At 55.5% G+C, this 17,035-nt stretch carries 15 protein-coding genes; 10 read left to right on the top strand and 5 right to left on the bottom strand.

The window, feature by feature from the left end:
* Nucleotides 1-12 precede the first annotated feature (12 nt).
* From ABJV08_RS09400 to ABJV08_RS09385, 4 genes are read left to right on the top strand one after another with little or no spacing between them, the layout of a single operon-like run.
* The gene (locus ABJV08_RS09400) at nucleotides 13-1,080 is read left to right on the top strand and encodes an A/G-specific adenine glycosylase (RefSeq protein ID WP_348039330.1); all 1,068 of its coding nucleotides are present in this window, start codon (nucleotides 13-15) and stop codon (nucleotides 1,078-1,080) included.
* Nucleotides 1,077-2,420: a serine hydrolase domain-containing protein gene (locus ABJV08_RS09395; protein ID WP_348039329.1), complete on the top strand. Its 1,344-nt coding sequence runs from the start codon at nucleotides 1,077-1,079 to the stop codon at nucleotides 2,418-2,420. Before ABJV08_RS09400 ends, ABJV08_RS09395 begins: the two co-directional genes overlap by 4 nt.
* Before the next feature lie 57 nt (nucleotides 2,421-2,477).
* Nucleotides 2,478-3,383 (top strand): NAD(+) diphosphatase, encoded by a 906-nt coding sequence (gene nudC, locus ABJV08_RS09390; protein ID WP_348039328.1) that lies wholly within the window; start codon nucleotides 2,478-2,480, stop codon nucleotides 3,381-3,383.
* Nucleotide 3,384: 1 nt separating this feature from the next.
* Complete coding sequence (locus ABJV08_RS09385; RefSeq protein ID WP_348039327.1) at nucleotides 3,385-4,407, top strand: glutathione S-transferase N-terminal domain-containing protein; 1,023 nt, start codon at nucleotides 3,385-3,387, stop codon at nucleotides 4,405-4,407.
* On the opposite strand, the gene ABJV08_RS09380 is transcribed toward ABJV08_RS09385, so the two are convergent.
* Entirely contained in the window at nucleotides 4,404-4,817 is a 414-nt protein-coding gene (locus tag ABJV08_RS09380) for a DUF1489 domain-containing protein (RefSeq protein WP_348039326.1), read from the bottom strand. The two genes, ABJV08_RS09385 and ABJV08_RS09380, sit on opposite strands and share 4 nt — an antisense overlap.
* 196 nt (nucleotides 4,818-5,013) lie before the next feature.
* Here ABJV08_RS09380 and ABJV08_RS09375 point away from each other — a divergent pair, with 196 nt between their 5' ends.
* Entirely contained in the window at nucleotides 5,014-5,430 is a 417-nt protein-coding gene (locus ABJV08_RS09375; RefSeq protein ID WP_348039325.1) for a hypothetical protein, read from the top strand.
* Here ABJV08_RS09375 and mgtE read toward each other — a convergent pair.
* Entirely contained in the window at nucleotides 5,420-6,829 is a 1,410-nt protein-coding gene (gene mgtE / locus ABJV08_RS09370; protein ID WP_348039324.1) for a magnesium transporter, read from the bottom strand. The two genes, ABJV08_RS09375 and mgtE, sit on opposite strands and share 11 nt — an antisense overlap.
* A 161-nt stretch (nucleotides 6,830-6,990) precedes the next feature.
* On the opposite strand from mgtE, the gene ABJV08_RS09365 reads away from it, so the two are divergent.
* Together ABJV08_RS09365 and ABJV08_RS09360 are read left to right on the top strand one after the other, a co-directional pair.
* The gene (locus ABJV08_RS09365; protein WP_348039323.1) at nucleotides 6,991-7,440 is read left to right on the top strand and encodes a peptidylprolyl isomerase; all 450 of its coding nucleotides are present in this window, start codon (nucleotides 6,991-6,993) and stop codon (nucleotides 7,438-7,440) included.
* 9 nt (nucleotides 7,441-7,449) lie between these two features.
* Nucleotides 7,450-8,013 (top strand): carboxymuconolactone decarboxylase family protein, encoded by a 564-nt coding sequence (locus ABJV08_RS09360; RefSeq protein ID WP_348039322.1) that lies wholly within the window; start codon nucleotides 7,450-7,452, stop codon nucleotides 8,011-8,013.
* On the opposite strand, the gene ABJV08_RS09355 is transcribed toward ABJV08_RS09360, so the two are convergent.
* A complete protein-coding gene (locus ABJV08_RS09355) occupies nucleotides 8,010-8,888 on the bottom strand; it encodes a LysR substrate-binding domain-containing protein (RefSeq protein WP_348039321.1) in 879 nt (292 codons plus the stop codon). The genes ABJV08_RS09360 and ABJV08_RS09355 overlap by 4 nt on opposite strands.
* Before the next feature lie 407 nt (nucleotides 8,889-9,295).
* On the opposite strand from ABJV08_RS09355, the gene ABJV08_RS09350 reads away from it, so the two are divergent.
* Nucleotides 9,296-11,560, top strand: coding sequence for a CDC48 family AAA ATPase (locus ABJV08_RS09350; protein WP_348039357.1), 2,265 nt, complete (start codon nucleotides 9,296-9,298; stop codon nucleotides 11,558-11,560).
* Here ABJV08_RS09350 and ABJV08_RS09345 read toward each other — a convergent pair.
* Together ABJV08_RS09345 and ABJV08_RS09340 are read right to left on the bottom strand one after the other, a co-directional pair.
* Nucleotides 11,557-12,918, bottom strand: a complete 1,362-nt coding sequence (locus ABJV08_RS09345) for an MFS transporter (protein WP_348039320.1) — start codon at nucleotides 12,916-12,918, stop codon at nucleotides 11,557-11,559. The genes ABJV08_RS09350 and ABJV08_RS09345 overlap by 4 nt on opposite strands.
* Nucleotides 12,919-12,936: 18 nt before the next feature.
* The gene (locus tag ABJV08_RS09340; RefSeq protein WP_348039319.1) at nucleotides 12,937-13,257 is read right to left on the bottom strand and encodes an antibiotic biosynthesis monooxygenase; all 321 of its coding nucleotides are present in this window, start codon (nucleotides 13,255-13,257) and stop codon (nucleotides 12,937-12,939) included.
* A gap of 105 nt (nucleotides 13,258-13,362) precedes the next feature.
* On the opposite strand from ABJV08_RS09340, the gene ABJV08_RS09335 reads away from it, so the two are divergent.
* On the top strand, nucleotides 13,363-13,989 hold the full coding sequence (locus tag ABJV08_RS09335; protein ID WP_348039318.1) for a methyltransferase domain-containing protein: 627 nt from the start codon (nucleotides 13,363-13,365) through the stop codon (nucleotides 13,987-13,989).
* A gap of 110 nt (nucleotides 13,990-14,099) precedes the next feature.
* Complete coding sequence (locus ABJV08_RS09330) at nucleotides 14,100-17,012, top strand: pitrilysin family protein (protein ID WP_348052554.1); 2,913 nt, start codon at nucleotides 14,100-14,102, stop codon at nucleotides 17,010-17,012.
* Nucleotides 17,013-17,035: the final 23 nt, after the last annotated feature.

Below are 17,035 nucleotides of genomic sequence, written 5' to 3'. Positions count from 1 at the left end.
CATGGCGCGGCTATGGCCGTCGATAGTTTCCCCGCCAAAGCACGTAAAATTTCGACCAATATCGGTGCACATTATGTGGATAACGCGCGAATATTGCCCTGGCGATCGCCGCCGGGCAGCAATTTGCCCGATCCCTATCATGTCTGGCTGTCCGAAATCATGCTCCAGCAAACGACGGTTGGTGCGGTCAAAAGCTATTTCGACACATTCACCCAACGCTGGCCGACGGTTCAGGATCTGGCCGGTGCGAAAGAAGCGGATGTGCTGGCCGCCTGGGCGGGGCTCGGCTATTATGCGCGGGCGCGAAACCTCTATAAATGTGCGGTGTATGTCGCTGAAACATTGAACGGAATCTTTCCTCAGAAAGAGTCTGAACTTCTTAAGCTACCCGGTGTGGGAGCCTATACCGCCGCCGCGATAGCCGCGATTGCATTTGGCGAAAGAGCAGTGGTGGTGGATGCCAATATCGAACGTCTGGTGGCGCGGCTTTTTGCGATTGAGACGCCGCTTCCCAGAGGCAGGACGGAAATTCGGGCGGCGATGGATGCGATAACGCCACGCCACGGCGCCGGTGATTTTGCCCAGGCCTGCATGGATATGGGTGCGACGATCTGCACATCGAAAAATCCGAAGTGCGACATCTGTCCGGTGCAGAAACAATGCGCGGCTTTTGCTGGCGGCAATATGGAATATTTTCCGGTGAAGCCGCCGAAAAAGGATAAGCCCGTTCGCCGGGCGCGATTTTTCTGGATCGAGCAGAAAGGCAAAGTCTTGTTGGCGACGCGTCAACCGCAGGGCATGCTTGGCGGAATGCGGAGCTTGCCGGACGACGGGTGGGCGGCCGGAAATGATGGTCACGCCACACCGCCGATGACTGGGGAATGGCAAGTGCATGACAATGTTGTTCAGCACAGCTTCACCCATTTTTCGCTTGTGGTTGATTTGGCAGTTTATCGGAACGAAAAAATCGTTACTAACAACGATGATAATATCTGGTGGGCGCTGGATGATATAGCGAACGCGGGATTGCCGACGCTATATGCCAAGGCCGTGAAATGGAAATTGAAGGAACAAAAATGACCGCTGACACAAATGCAATATCATCGCTTGGATCTTCCTTTTCTCGACGCTCGGTGCTGGGCGGTATCGGCACAGGCGCTCTCCTTGCGGGAATGCCCGGCGTCGCTTTTGCCAAAGAAATGGGCGTTAGCTTTCCCGGTCTGACAAAGATCATCAATGAATATGTCGCGGACAAAAAAGTTGCCGGGATGCTGGCCATGATCGGCTTCGGTCAGGCGGAACCGCAGGTGATTTCAGCCGGCACCCTCAAACTTGGCGGCGACAAGCTGGTCGATACCAATACTTTGTGGCGGATGTATTCCCAGACCAAACCGGTTACCGGCATGGCGACGATGATGCTGGTTGAGGACGGTCTGGTGTCTCTGGACCAACCCCTGTCGGATTTCTTCCCCGAATTTGCGGATATGCAGGTGCTGGTCGATCCCGAAGGTGCACTGGACAAGGTCGAGCCGGCAAAGGCACCGATCACAATTCGCCAATTGCAAACCCATACTGCGGGGCTGGGCTATACGATTATTTCCAAAGGCCCGATCCAGAAAGCCTATCTAGAGGCAGGCCTGACCTCGGGCCGCGTGAGCCGCAGTCCGCTTCCCGGCTTCGATCGGGGGGCACCCACGCCGGATATCATGACGTTCATGAAACGACTGTCCGAATTGCCGCTGGTATATCAACCGGGAACGCAGTGGAGCTATTCCCTCAGCCATGATGTTTTAAGCGCCGTGATTGAAAAAGTCTCCGGCAAGCCGCTCGACCAGTTCCTGCAGGAACGGATGTTCGGGCCGCTGGGCATGGAGAGTATTTTCTACAATGTTCCGGCTGACCGGGCTGTCGATCTTGCTGACAATTATGCACCATTCGCCGGAACGTTGCTCCCGATCGATCCGGGCGCGACAAGTGTTTTCTTGGACAAGCCGCCCTTTGCTTTTGGCAGCACTGGGCTGGTTGGCACGGCGGGCGACTATGACAAGTTCCTGCAAATGCTGCTCGGCTTCGGCAAGGTTGGCGATGTTCAAGTGATGAAGCCCGATACAGTTAAACTGGGCATGTCAAACTTGCTGCCAGAAACGGCCAACACCAAAGGCACTTGGGTTGCCAATCACGGCTTTGGTGTCGGCGGACGCTCTGGCCTTGGCACCGCGGCTAGCCCTTCCGGTACATTTGGTTGGGGCGGCGCAGCGGGGACGTCTGCATTTGTCGACACAGTTCGCGGTTTCCGCGCGGGGGGCTATACGCAATATATTCCGTCGAACAGCTATCCGTTCCAATCGGACTTCCCGAAATATGTATATGCCGACCTGATCGGCAATGCGCAGGCGGGGGCGGGCAACACCAGTCCCTGAACCGCGAGGAATTGCTCGTATTCGAGCAGGCCTGAATGAAATTGTGCCGGAGATAAGATGCTAGAAGCCAAAAAAACGATCGTGCCGACCTTTGCCGGTGGAACTCTGGATCGTTCCGATCAGGTGCGGGTCAATCCCGACAAGCTGCGCGCAGCGATGATGAGCCCCAAGGCCAAGCTGCTCAAGCTTGATGGCCTGAATCCGGTTTTTGATGATCATGGTGATCTTGCCTGGGGCGCAGCTTATGAAGCGTCGCCGGACAATGATCTGCTTTTGCTGGGGATTGAAGACGAGGTACCGTATTTCGCCGAACTTAGCGGGGCGGGTGACGCCGGTCCCGCCGCCAATCGGGCGCTCTGGCAGATGCTGGGTTCCTTGCCAGCAGATCAAGCTGCCATTTACGCGACCGCTCGAAGCCTTGTCGATTGGCACGCGCGTCACCAATTTTGTGCGCAATGCGGGCAACCGACCGCCTCCCGCAAAGGAGGCTGGGCCCGGCTGTGTGATATTGAGAAAAGCGGCTGCGGCGCGGAACATTTTCCGCGGACCGATCCGGTAGCGATCATGTTGTCGGAATGCGAAGGCAAAGTGTTGCTGGGCCGTCAGCCGCGCTTTCCACCGAAAAGCTTTTCTGCGCTAGCCGGCTTTCTGGAACCCGGAGAAAGTATCGAAGGCTGCGTGAAACGGGAATTGTTTGAAGAAGCCGGGATCAAGGTTCGGGACGTTCGTTATGTTGCGAGCCAGCCTTGGCCTTTTCCGTCTTCGTTGATGATCGGCTGTACAAGCATGACAGACGACCCCACGCTGACGCTCGACGAAGAAGAAATCGAGGAAGCGGCCTGGTTCTCACTCGACGAGGTAAAGGCCGCAATGGCCGGTGATCGGGACGCACCTTTTGTCGCGCCGCCGCCGTTTGCGATTGCGCATGACCTGCTGCGCCACTGGATGGATTCAAAGGGCTGATATGACCGACCGGCTTGAACTTATGGGCGCGCCGGGCTCGCCTTATACCCGCAAAATGCTGGCGCTGTTGCGCTATCGCCATATTCCGCACAATATGATCTGGGGCGGTGCAATGGGAGCACCGGAAGGGTATCCCAAGCCCAAAGTACCGTTGCTGCCAACCTTCTATTTCCGCGATAGTGGCGGTGACCTTGAAGCGGTGGTGGATAGCACACCGATCATTCGACGGTTGGAAAAATGCTATGCCGGTCGCTCTGTCATTCCCGAAAATGAAGCCCTCTGTTTTCTCGATCTGCTGGTCGAGGACTATGCCGATGAATGGGTGACCAAGGCTATGTTCCATTTTCGTTGGGCGTTTCAGGCTGATGCCGATCACGCTGCGCCGCTTTTGATCCATTGGGCGAATCCGAATCTTTCCCAAGAACAAGTCGTCGGGATGGCGGCCCAATTTTCGAAGCGCCAGATTGATCGCCTTTATGTTGTGGGTTCTAACGAGATCACCGCTAAAACGATTGAGAATAGCTATGTCCGGTTGCTCGATTTGCTTGACTGTCTGATCCAGCAACAAGGCTTTATTCTGGGTGGTCGACCGTCAGCCTGTGACTTCGCCCTCTATGGCCAATTGACCCAGCTCACCCAAGTCGAGCCAACGTCGATGGCATTGACACGCAGACTGGCGCCGCGCGTGCGCGGATGGGTGGATCGTATGGATGATCTGTCCGGCCATCAGGATGGCGATTGGCTGGCCGATGATCAATATGGCGCGCTGGCGGAACTATTGACGGAAATCGGTCGGGTATACGCTCCCTTCTTGATCGCCAATGCTGCTGCAGTGGCTTCGGGCGCCAGTGACGTGAATACCGAAATTGATGGGCGGAAGTGGCAGCAACCGGTATTTGCCTATCAGGCGAAATGTTTGGTTGCCTTGCGGAATGGCTATCAAGCGCTGTCCGATGAAGCACGGACAAAGGTCGATGCTGTGCTGGCCGGAACGGGCTGTGAAACGATGTTTGCGGACAGCTAGACCAGCCCGAGATTAGCCAGTTCGCCAAGCATTTCTGCAGGCATTTCTTCTGCACCCTCTGCACCCCCGCCAAGATCGATCGGAGCGTCTTTCTCCTCAAGATAGCGCCAGCCCTGATGGGCGCGTTTGGGAATCGGCTGGACGGCAATCAGTTTCGGCTCCAGCCGGATCCATTGACGTCCTTCTCCATTGTCCATGAATCCGATAATCGGCGATCGGCCGACGATTTTCTTCGCGTGTATCCAGAAGAGCGAACCGCCCACCATTTCTTCGTGTCGTTTCGGCAGATAGCGGGTCGTGAGGCGCGCTTCGCCCCCGGTTTCCGCATGGCCTTTATGAGATTCGAGCCAATTGCGCAGCGTTGCGGGGCTTTCGCTGCGATAGGCAATCTTGGTCATGTTGAGTGGCATGAACCATATCTGTGGCGCGCGACCGGTTTAGTCAAGGTTAGTCCTGTTTGCTCATGGTTCGTCAAAACTATTCAGCATTAGTCCGCTGGCGGGGGCTCCGCGGTAGGACAATCGCATAGATCAAATTTGGTATTGCAAATGCTTCTCAATAGCATAATGTGGAGACAGAGAGAGTCGACTGTGGGAGAATATTAGGTTGGAAGAGATATTAGAAAAGCTGTTGTTGCCATCGCCGGACATCCGGACGCTGCCTGCGGTCGAAGCGAAATTGATCATTGCTTTCCGATTGGCGGTGGTCGCGAGCAAGAATGAATATGATTTCAAAGAGCGACTGGCTGACAGGCTTGGAGGAGAGCGGGCTGCGACGCGGATATTGATTTTGGCGGAGACGATCGGGGCTGCATGGCCGGAGCGGTTTCAGATTGGGCGACCGTGCTGTTCGCTGACGACCCCGGAAGAAATATGGCTGATTGCATCCATCCGCCTCGCCGCCGGCGGGAACCGGCCCGCTTTCGATTCGCTTAGCTGTGAAATGATCGGCGAGAGCGAAAGAGAACGAATCTATACTGATCTATGCGGGTTTGTTGCCGCTTATATGGGGACTAGAGGCTAACCATTCCGCTGCCGACGGCCAGGCTAAGGAAGGCCAGGAAGCCCATGGTGTCGGTGATCATCGTGACAAACACCGAAGAGGCCAAGGCCGGATCCTGATTGAGACGGTCGAGCATCACCGGCACGAATATGCCGGCAAAGCCAGCAATTACGATATTGATCAGCATGGCGAGGCCGATGACCCCGCCGAGCATCGGATTGGCGAACATTAGGCCGGTGCCCAGTCCCACTAGAACGGCAATGGTCGCGCCATTGAGTATGGCAATACGAAATTCTCGACCGATAATCCGGCGCGTGTTGGAGCGGGTCAACTCGTTCATCGCAAGCGCGCGGACCGAGACTGCCATAGTCTGGGTGCCGGCATTGCCGCCAATCGAGGCCACGATCGGCATCAGCACGGCAAGCGCAACCATTTGCTCGATAGCTGCTCCGAAAATCGAAATGACAAAACTGGCGACAAGCGCAGTGGCCAGATTGGTGACCAACCAGCGCACGCGAGCCTTGTAGCTATCGCGAATCGGTTCGTTAATGTCGCCGTCGCCGGCACCGGACAGCAGCAGTACGTCCTCGCTGGCTTCATCTTCCACAATGTGAAGAATATCATCGACGGTGATCATGCCGATCAGGCGGCCGTCGTCATTGACCACGGCTGCCGAGATCAGATTGTATTTCTGGAAACGGAGCGCCACTTCTTCCTGATCCATATCGACTGGAATCAGACTCTGTTCGCGCTTCATAACATCGGCAATTGCGATTTCGCGCGGAGTTCTGAGGATCCAGCTCAACTGGCAGGTGCCAATCGGCCGGAAAGCCGGATCGACAACATATATCTCCCAAAATTCGGTCGTCAGATCATCATTCTTGCGAAGATAGTCGATCAGGTCGCCCACCATCATATGCTCGGGCACCGCTACAAATTCGCGCTGCATGATCCGACCGGCGGTTTCCTCATCATAGGTGAGGGCGCTCTCGATCGCAGCGCGGTCTTCGGCATCCAGTTCGGCAAGGACGGCTTGCTGTTCGCCGACGTCGAGATCTTCGATGATTGCGACCGCGTCATCGGTGTCGAGCTGTTCTGTCAGGTCGGCAATCTGTCCGGCGTCGAGCACCTCGATCAGATCTTCGCGAACATGCTCGTTCATTTCTGCAAGCACGTCGGCGCTCACCATGTCGCCTAACGCACCAGCCAACGGCGCGCGCTCATCCTCGTCGACCAGTTCGAACAGATCGGCGATGTCGGCATTGTGCAGCGGGTTGACCAATTCCTGCGCGAGCGTGGAGTCATTCTCCTCCACCGCGTCGGAAACCGACCGCACAAATTCGTCGGTCAAACGGTTGTCACCGTCGAGAATATCTTCGCTGTCGAGAGCGGGGGATGGAGCGTCGTTTATATCGGTCATCGCGATGCTCCCCTTCTGCGCGCGTTTGGCTGCTTACTAGTCGTTTGGACGTTGCAATTGCAATCTTTTGTGACAATTTTCCGATGGCAGGGTGATTTTTTCAAACGCGTTGCCTATATGCGCCTCAAGAACGATTCAATGAACGCAAAGGAATAGACCTGATGGCTCACGAAAAAATGACACTCCACCTTGAAACCGGCGATGTAGAAATCAAGCTGCGCTCCGATCTGGCACCGAACCATGTTGCCCGGATTACCGAACTGGCTGCAGAAGGTTTTTATGATGGGGTTGTATTCCACCGCGTCATTGATGGTTTCATGGCCCAGGGCGGTGATCCTACCGGTACCGGCATGTCCGGCAGCGACAAGCCTGATATTGCGCAAGAATTTTCCGATGCGCCGCATGCTGAAGGCGTTTGTTCCATGGCGCGTACGATGGATCCGAACAGCGCGAACAGCCAGTTCTTCATCTGCCTCGACGACGCAAGCTTCCTTGATGGTCAATATACCGTCTGGGGCGAAGTCACCTCGGGCATGGAAGCCGTTCACGCGCTGCCAAAAGGCGAGCCACCAGCACAGCCGGGCGCGATCAAGTCCGTCACACTCGCCTAATCCTTACGGATGCGCATCGATAAACCCAGAGTCGCCCCGCTCGCCGAGTCTGAACTCGGCGATGAACATCGGGCGATGCTGGGCGATCGCTTCCGGTCCGGGAAAATCTTGAATATTTTCCGGACGCTGATTAAAGCGCCGCGGGCCTACAAGGCGTTCATGTGGTGGGGCGGCTACATCCTCTCCGACCATAATGATCTGCCGGCGCGCGAGCGCGAGATGATCATTTTGCGCACCGGCTTTAATTGGAAAGCGGGCTATGAATGGGCGCAACATGTCCGCATTGGCAAAGATTGCGGACTGACCGATGAAGAAATCGAGCGCATAAAGGCTGGTCCGGACGCTGCGGGCTGGACGCCACTCGAACAAGCTATGCTGCAGGCAACCGATGAGCTGACAGCAGGTGGCCATGTTTCGGATGCCACCTGGGACGCCTTAGGGGATCTGACCGAAAAGCAGCGGATGGATCTGATCATGACCGTTGGCCAATATACCCAGGTGTCGATGATGCTGAACAGCTTCGGCGTACAACTGGATGATGATCTGGTGCTGGACCATGATCTTAAGGCCTAGAGGCCCGCTTTTATAACCCAATCATGGAACACCCGCACGGCACGGTTCTTTTTATCGCGTTTGCGGCAAACGAACCAATAGCTGTAGGGGCTATCGACATCATGGTCGAACAGTCGAACCAGCCTCGGATCATTGGCATCGGAAAAATGACCGCCATGCATGATGGCAACGCCCAGTCCCTGCGCGGCGGCTTCCAACATCAACGGCCCGCTATCAAGATGGTCCACTCCGGCAGGCTCCAGATCGGGTAAACCGGTCGCCTCTTTCCACTGGTCAAAGGCGCGGGTCATATTGCTGTGGATCAGAATATTGTGATTTTTAAGGTCTTCGGGATGCGTGACGGCATTCGGTCCCTGCGTCAGTTCGACGGATGCGATCGCATAGACCTTGTTGCTGTCGAGCTTCACCGAATAGAGATTGGGATTAACATGGTCGCTGATGATGATGGCTGCGTCGACGGCATCTCCCAGCATGTTTTCAGCATGGGCCGACGTGTCGACATCAATGTGCAACTTGGGATATAACTTCTTTAATTCCGGAAGCCGCGGCAACAATCGTGTTGCGCCAAAAAGCGGGAGGACGCCAAGCCGGAGTCGCATCTCGCTGCCGGTGACGGTCATTTGATCCACCGCTTCGCCAATGGTCTCCATTGCCGGTGCAACGGTTTTTAGCAATGATTGCCCATCTTCGTTTAGAACCATCGACTGGTTTCGCCGTTCGAACAATTGTTTGCCGATATGATCCTCTAGCGATTTGATTCGTCGGCTGAGAGCTGGGGCAGACAAAGCCAGTTCTGCCGCCGCAGCCTTGGAAGAACCAAGGCGGGCAACACGAACAAAGGCTTCAAGAGCGCGAAGGGGAGGAAGACGCCGCATAGAAAGTTCAATATCGTGGCAAAATGCACTTTGTGCAATGCAAAATGATAGCAAAACTCCGAAACTACCGGAAAACCGTCACTAGCATTATTATTAAGTTGCAAGATATGCAATCTACAATGTTCTTTTCGCACTTGCACAATAAATCGATTCGATGCATTTAAGATGAGCCTTTCAGGCATCCTCTCCTAAAAACTTTTATAGGCCAGTTCTTCGGAACTGGCCTTTTTTTTTGGCAGATTTTGGCCACTCCGCTTTGCTTTTGAAAATCAGAGTCGCATATCGGTATCGCTATCCCTATCTTGTTGGGAACAATCAATTTGATATCGAGGAGATAAACCCCCTTGTCCGATCCAGCGCCTAGCAAAGACGAATCAGAAAAAGACAAGCAGCAGCTGAAGCTGCAGGTGGCCAATGCGAGACCTGAAGACAGTGGCCGGGGACTTGCGCGGCTATCCCGCGATAATCTCGGTACACTGGGATTGATAGAAGGCGACGTTGTTGAAATCGTTGGCAAACAGGCGACTCCGGCCCGGGCCGTCTTGCCTTATCCGGAAGATGAAGGCCTGGACTTTGTCAGGCTTGATGGCTTGCAGCGCGCCAATGCGGGCGTCGGAGCCGGAGATTTTGTCGAAATTCGCAAAGTTGAATCCAAGCCAGCCAAGAAAGTTGTGTTTGCTCCAGCCCAAAAAGACCTGCGTCTGCAAGGCAATGGTGGTGGCCTGAAGCGGAGCTTCATGGGGCGCCCCCTCAAAGCGGGAGATTTTGTTGCGACCCATGGTCAGCAACAAGTAGACCGCGGTGATATGCCGCCCCAATTGCGCCAGATGCTGGCGGCTCCGGCTTTTTCCTTGACGCAAATACGGCTCAATGTCGTTTCGACCGTGCCGAAAGGCATTGTCCATATCGACGAGGAAACCGAGGTTGAACTGCGTCCCGAATATGAGGAATCGACCGAGCATCGCCGCGCTGATGTGACCTATGACGATATTGGCGGGTTGCATGAGACGATTGATCAACTTCGCGAAATGGTCGAACTGCCGCTGCGCTATCCACAGCTGTTTACGCGGCTTGGCGTCGATCCACCGCGCGGAGTGCTTCTTCATGGCCCTCCAGGTACCGGCAAAACACGGCTTGCAAGGGCCGTGGCCAACGAGAGCGACGCCGAGTTTTTCCTGATCAACGGCCCGGAGATCATGGGCTCTGCTTATGGTGAGTCCGAGAAGAAACTGCGCGAAATTTTTGAAGCTGCTACCAAGGCTGCGCCGTCGATTCTGTTCATCGACGAGATCGATTCGATCGCACCAAAGCGCGGGCAAGTGCAGGGCGAGACGGAAAAACGTCTGGTGGCGCAATTGCTTACCCTGATGGATGGGTTGGAATCGCGAGTCAATTTGGTGGTTATTGCGGCTACCAACCGCCCCGAAGCCATTGATGAAGCGCTGAGGCGTCCGGGTCGTTTCGACCGGGAAATCATTGTCGGGGTGCCGGACGTTGCCGGTCGGCGAGAAATATTGGGCATTCATACCCGTGGTATGCCGATCGATAAATCTGTTGATTTGAAGGAGCTTGCGCGTACAACTTACGGTTTCGTTGGAGCCGATTTGGCGGCGTTGACCCGCGAGGCGGCAATTGAAGCCGTGCGCCGGATCATGCCAAAGCTGGATCTGGAATCGGAAACGGTGCCGCCGGAAGTGCTCGAAGAACTGATAGTCTATAGGCGCGATTTTGTGGAAGCCTTGAAACGGGTGCAGCCGTCCGCGATGCGCGAAGTCATGGTGCAGGCCCCAGATGTCCGCTGGGAAGATATTGGCGGGCTCGACGATGCGCAGTTGCGTCTGAAAGAGGGCATCGAGCTTCCGATGAAAAACCCGGAAGCCTTCACCCGGTTGGGCATCCGTCCGGCCAAAGGCTTTCTTCTCTATGGACCTCCGGGCACGGGCAAGACCTTGCTGGCCAAGGCGGTGGCTCGTGAAGCCGAAGCCAATTTCATAGCGACAAAATCGAGCGACCTGCTCTCCAAATGGCATGGCGAAAGCGAGCAACAGATCGCCCGGCTTTTTGCAAGGGCGCGGCAAGTGGCTCCGACGATCCTGTTTATCGACGAGATAGATAGTCTTGTGCCTGCCCGCGGTGGCGGCAGGGGCCAGTCCCAGGTGACCGAGCGTGTCGTTAATACGATTCTTGCCGAAATGGATGGGCTAGAAGAAATGCAGTCGGTGATTTTGATTGGTGCAACCAATCGGCCGGGGCTGGTTGACCCGGCATTGCTGCGGCCGGGCCGCTTTGATGAACTGGTCTATGTCTCCGTTCCGGATAAGGCTGGACGACGCCGGATATTGGCCATTCACACCTCCAAAATGCCACTCGGAAAAGATGTCGATCTCGATGAGATGGCAGAGAGGACCGACCGATATTCCGGTGCAGATCTTGAAGATCTTGTTCGTCGGGCAGGGTTGCATGCGCTGCGCGAATTTGGCGGACTGGTCGAAACGGTTCAGATGAAGCATTTCGAAAAGGCGCTGCAAGACAGCCGCGCTTCGGTCACGCCGGAAATGGAAGAAGAATATTCCAAGATGGAATCACAGCTGAAGCAAAATGCTATGCGCGCAGAGCCTATTGGCTTTGTCTCACCGGGTATGTTGACGCCGGTCAAGGACAGCAAGCACTAGCTTTCTGCCGTCATCCTGTCGTCGAGCTTGAGGGTTTTGAAGCCCCAGCCGAACAGGAAGACACAGACGGTTGTGGCTAGCCAGAAGGGCAAGGGGCCTGCGTAAGTGTATAGCAGGACCCCCAAAGCGGGAGAGGCAATGAAAGCCATGCCGTTTACCGATGCGACGATGCCGGCGACGCCATTTTGCTCTGACCGTTTCACGGCCAGTGATGCGCCTGCCGTGAAGCCCGGGCGGAACAAACCAAAGCCTAGCGACGCGATTGCAAATCCGATGATGATTCCGTGAAGATCGTGGGACATTCCGATGATGAAGCACCCCAGCGCGCCCAGCACCATGCCCCATAGGATCGAAGAGCGTGGGCCCATTTGAAGCAGCGGGATCAGCCCCCATTGTGCAAGCAAAGTCGCTGCTGCGCCGGCCATCAGCACGATACCGGTCATCTGGATGCCCATCTCCGGGTCTGCGCGCAGCGCGAGACGGTCGAGCACAAGAAAGCCGACGACTCCCAATATCAGCGCATGGGCGTTGCCACCCAGAATACCGGTGATCAGCCAAGGTTTGATACGGTCATCTCCCCAGCGCAATTGCGGCGGCAATTTGCTTTCCGCTTCGCTGCTATCATCTTCGTCTTTCAAGCTATTGGCAGATGGAGCCGAGCTATAGGGCTCCGATGTGACCACACCGCGTGCCGCATAGCCGGGATTATCATTGGGCAGTTTCAACGCCAGCGCGACCATCACGAGCAGGCCAATGGCGGCAAAAGCGAACATCGGGCTGGAGAGGCCCAGAGCAGGAAGGATCAGCAATGGCGCAATCGCCGGACCGACAATCGTGCCGAGGCCAAAAGAAGATGCAATCAAAGACAGTGCTTTGGTTCGATCGGCGCGGGCGGTTCGGGCCGCGACATAGGCTTGCACCGCAGGAGGAGCGGCCGAACCGAGGCCACCATATAGGCTCCGGAAAAAGGCGAAGAGGATGAAGGTCCAAAGCGCGCTATACCAGCCCAATAGGCCAAGAAACAGCGCTAGGCCTGCGAGCGCAAAGGATGCGGTAAAGCCTATCATGCCCAAGCGCATGAGGGCCTTGCGGCCGCGATGATCGGATTGCCGCGCCCATTTGGGGGCTGTGTAAACCCACAGCAGAGCCGACCAGCTGAACGCCGCACTGACCCAGAAATCTGGAATATCAAGCTGTGTCCCGATCGTCGGCAAGATAGATTGCATGGCTGTATTGCCGGACGCGGTCACCAGCATGACCGAAAACAGCACAGCCATGCGGGTGCTGTCGATGGGTTTGGCATCGGGATAGGACGATGTTTTCCGGTTTACAGAATCTATGTCAGGAGAATCAGCCATTGGCGTTCCTATGCCATGCTATTTCTGCCAGTCATAGCCACGTTCAACGCGGACGACATGAAGGCTGTAGGCGCTATACCATTTGCCGCGACCTAGATCACGGATAACGGCATGTTCTGGATTGTCGCGCCATGCCCGGGCACTGGCATCATCACGCCAATAGCTGACCGTAATTCCGAATCCATCGGGCGATCTGGCATGGTCTTCACCGAGATAGCCCGGCTGCTGTGCCGCCAGCGCCCCCATTGCTGACGCAGCCGCTTGATAACCATCCTCATCCACGCCGGTGCGTTGTGCGCAAAAGATAACCGCGATGGAGTCGTCCGGGTGAAGCAACATGCCATTCTTTTAGCGGGTCGGTTGCAACGGGCAACCGCTATTATAATTGTCACCAGCGCAGCAACGCCCTAGTAAGATAGTTTGAACTGTCACCGGAGAGTTGGATTGTCGAACACTGTTGCCAAAACGAAAATTGTCGACCGCATCAAGTCGGGGCTAGAGCGGCGGCTCGGCCCATGGGGTGTTTTCTTTAAGGGTTTTGTGAAGCACCCCGTGATGGTGGGTTCAATCATACCGTCATCGGATATCACGATCAAGAAAATGCTCGAACCGGTAAAATGGGACGAGTGCGATCTGTTTGTCGAATATGGCCCGGGTGTCGGCACATTCTGCCGTCCGGTGCTGGAGCGTATGAAGCCTGATGCGACATTGGTGGTGATTGATTTGAATCCGGATTTCATCGACTATCTTGGCAAGTCGATCCGCGATAGCCGCTTCTACCCCATTCATGGGTCGGCCGCCGACGTCCAACAGATTATTAGTGAGCTGGGGCACGAGAAAGCCGACTATATATTGTCCGGCCTTCCTTTCTCCACATTGCCCGATCAGCTCGGTCCGAAAATAGCCAAAGAGACATATGACGTCATCCGGCCAGGCGGGGCATTTCTGGTCTATCAATTCGTCAAGAAAGCCCGCGATTTCATGGAACCGCATTTTGAACAAATCGATAGCGGCTATTCATTCTGGAACATCTTGCCATGCCATCTGTTCTGGGGATGGAAAGCAAAATAGCTGTTCGTCGATGGATGAATGGCGTTCGTCGAAGCCGATGGCCGAGCAGGTCCGGTTTACCGGCATATCCGACAATATGTAATCCTATTTTGATTGAGAGGAATATCCTGATGTCCCGTTTGTCCCGTTCCCTATTGCTGGCGCTGACCACCACCGCTTTGACGGTCACCGCACCAGCTCTGGCCAAGCATCATGAAACGGCCGAACCAGCGCCGGTTAGCGAATTGGTGGACGCAGTCGATATTCCCTATGAAGAATTTACCCTCGACAATGGTTTGAAAGTCCTGGTTCACACCGATCGCAAAGCGCCCATCGTTGCGGTTTCGATCTGGTATGGTGTTGGCTCCGCCCATGAGCCGAAGGGCAAGACCGGCTATGCGCATCTGTTTGAGCATATCATGTTCAACGGGTCCGAAAATGCACCGGGAGACTATTTCGCACCGCTGCGGCAGATCGGTGCAACCGATCTCAACGGCACGACCTGGTTGGACCGGACCAATTATTTCCAGACCGTTCCGACCTCCGCGCTTGATGTGGCCTTGTTTCTAGAGAGCGACCGGATGGGGCATTTGCTTGGTGCCGTGACGCAAGAGAAGCTCGACAACCAGATCGGTGTTGTGTCGAATGAAAAACGCCAGGGCGACAACCGGCCTTATGGTCTTGTCGGCTATCGTCAGACCGAATTGCTGTTTCCTGCAGAACATCCCTATGGGCATGATACAATCGGCTCTCTGGAGGATCTCGAAGCGGCGTCGCTTGATGATATGAAACAATGGTTCGTTGATCATTATGGACCGAATAACTCGATCCTGGTGCTGGCCGGGGATATTGATACGGCGACGGCAAAAACGATGGTCAACAAATGGTTCGGCGCGATTCCTGCCGGCAAACCAATTCCCGAACTCAGCCCCACCTTGCCGACTTTGGACGCTCCGATCTACGAAGTGATGAAAGACAAGGTCGCAACCACACGCATTTACCGGAATTGGGTGGTGCCGGGCCTGAATGATCCAGACTATACGCCGCTTGATGTCGGCATGACGGTGCTCGGCGGGCTTGCCAGTTCGCGGCTCGACAATATCATGGTACGGGAAGAGAAAAATGCCGTGTCCGTTTCGGCCTATGTCATTCCGTTCGTGCACGGCAGCTTTGTCGAGATTTTGGCAGACGTCAAACCCGGTGAAGATGCGGATGTTGTGGCCAAGCGGCTTGACGAGATTATCGCAGATTTCATCGCCAACGGCCCGACCGAAGACGAAGTGCAACGCGTCGCAACACGCGATGCGGCGGCACGGATTGCTGGCCTCGAACAGGTTGGCGGTTTCAGCGGCAAAGCGGTCGCCTTGGCAAAGGGCAAGCTCTATTCCGACGATCCGGAATTCTACAAGAAAGAACTCAGCCGGCTGGCATCAACGACACCGGAAGCGGTGAAATCTGCTATGCAGAAGTGGCTAACCCGTCCGGTTCTCGGCATCAGAGTGGTACCGGGCGAACGCGATGAATATCAGGAAGTGGGCGCGGGCAAAGGTGCTCGTACCGGCGTATTGACGGCCCCCGCTTTTTATACGCAGGATGGCGAGCCTGCGACCGTGACCGCGCCAGACCGCTCCAAGTTACCGGCAGTCGGAGATATCCCGAACGTCGATTTTCCAGACGTCGAAACCGCAACCCTGTCCAACGGCATTAAAGTCCATTTCGCGCATCGCGATGCTGTGCCCATGACCCGCGTAACCTTGTCCTTCAACGCCGGCACGACCGCGGATTCTGCTGACAAGCTTGGACTGCAGAATTTCGTAACCGCCATATTGAAAGAAGGCACGGCCAGCCTGACATCTGTCGATATTGCAGAACAGCAGGAACGCCTTGGCGCTAGCATCGGCGTTGGCGGCAGCCGTGATCGGACCACCGTCAATCTGCGTGCCGTCAATCCAAATCTGGATGCTTCGCTCGACCTGATGGCGGACATTGTCAAAAACCCGGCGTTCCAGGCGGATGATATAGAACGCATCCGGACAAAGCAGCTGACCGCAATCGAGCGCGCGGGAAATAACCCGCTCAGCATTGCCAACAATATTCTGCCGCCGCTGCTCTTCGGCTCTGAACATCCTTATGGTCGTGGCCTGTCGGGCAATGGCACCAAGGAATCTGTTTCGGCGATCACGCGCGATGACCTTGCTGCCTTCCATCAACAATGGATGCATCCGGAAAAAGCGACCATCTTCGCAGCGGGCAGAATCGACAAGCAAGAGCTGGTCGATAAGCTGGAAATGCACTTTGGTCGTTGGCAGGGCTCGGGCAAAGCCGCACCGGCGAAAAATTTTGATGCAGCCATTCCCGAAGGAGAGGGCAGGGTCATTGCCATCCACCGGCCGAATTCCCCGCAATCGATGATTTTGGCGGGTCAGGTATTGCCTTATAAAGGGTCGGATGATCTATTGAAGCTCAATGCCGCCAATGAAGTTCTGGGCGGCAATTTCCTCTCGCGGATCAATATGGATCTGCGGGAAACCAAAGGCTGGAGCTATGGCACGCGGAACAGCATATTGCGCGGCGAAGACCGGGCGTTTTATACCATGCGGGCGCCGGTCCAAACCAACCAAACGGGCCCCGCTGTGACCGCGATCGATAGCCAGGTCCGGGACTTTCTGGGAGACAAAGGCGTAACAGCGGCTGAACTGGAACGCGCGGTCAACGGCAATGTCCGTCAATTGCCCGGCCAGTTTGAACGCACCACGAGCATTTTGAGCCAGATGCGGGCCAATGTAATGTTGGAACGGCCCTCCAACTATGCGGAAACCATCGCGGAGCGCTACAAGGCGCTTTCCGTAGAAGATTTAAACATGGCCATGGCGGACGCGGTGGACCCGGACAAATTCACTTGGGTGATTGTTGGTGACGTGGACAAAATCAAAAGCCAGCTGGACGCTTTGGATATGCCGGTCGAATATCGCGGCTATGAAGCTAGTGACACTGCTGTTAATAACGAAGGCAGTTCCAGCGATTCGGCGGTCAAAAAAAATTGATCACTCTTTTGCGGGCTAAGAAA

It is taken from the genome of Parasphingorhabdus sp., from assembly GCF_039982395.1.
Classification (GTDB): domain Bacteria; phylum Pseudomonadota; class Alphaproteobacteria; order Sphingomonadales; family Sphingomonadaceae; genus Parasphingorhabdus.
The sequence above is the reverse complement of the archived record's forward strand: the minus strand, read 5'-3'. Positions and strand labels throughout refer to the sequence as shown.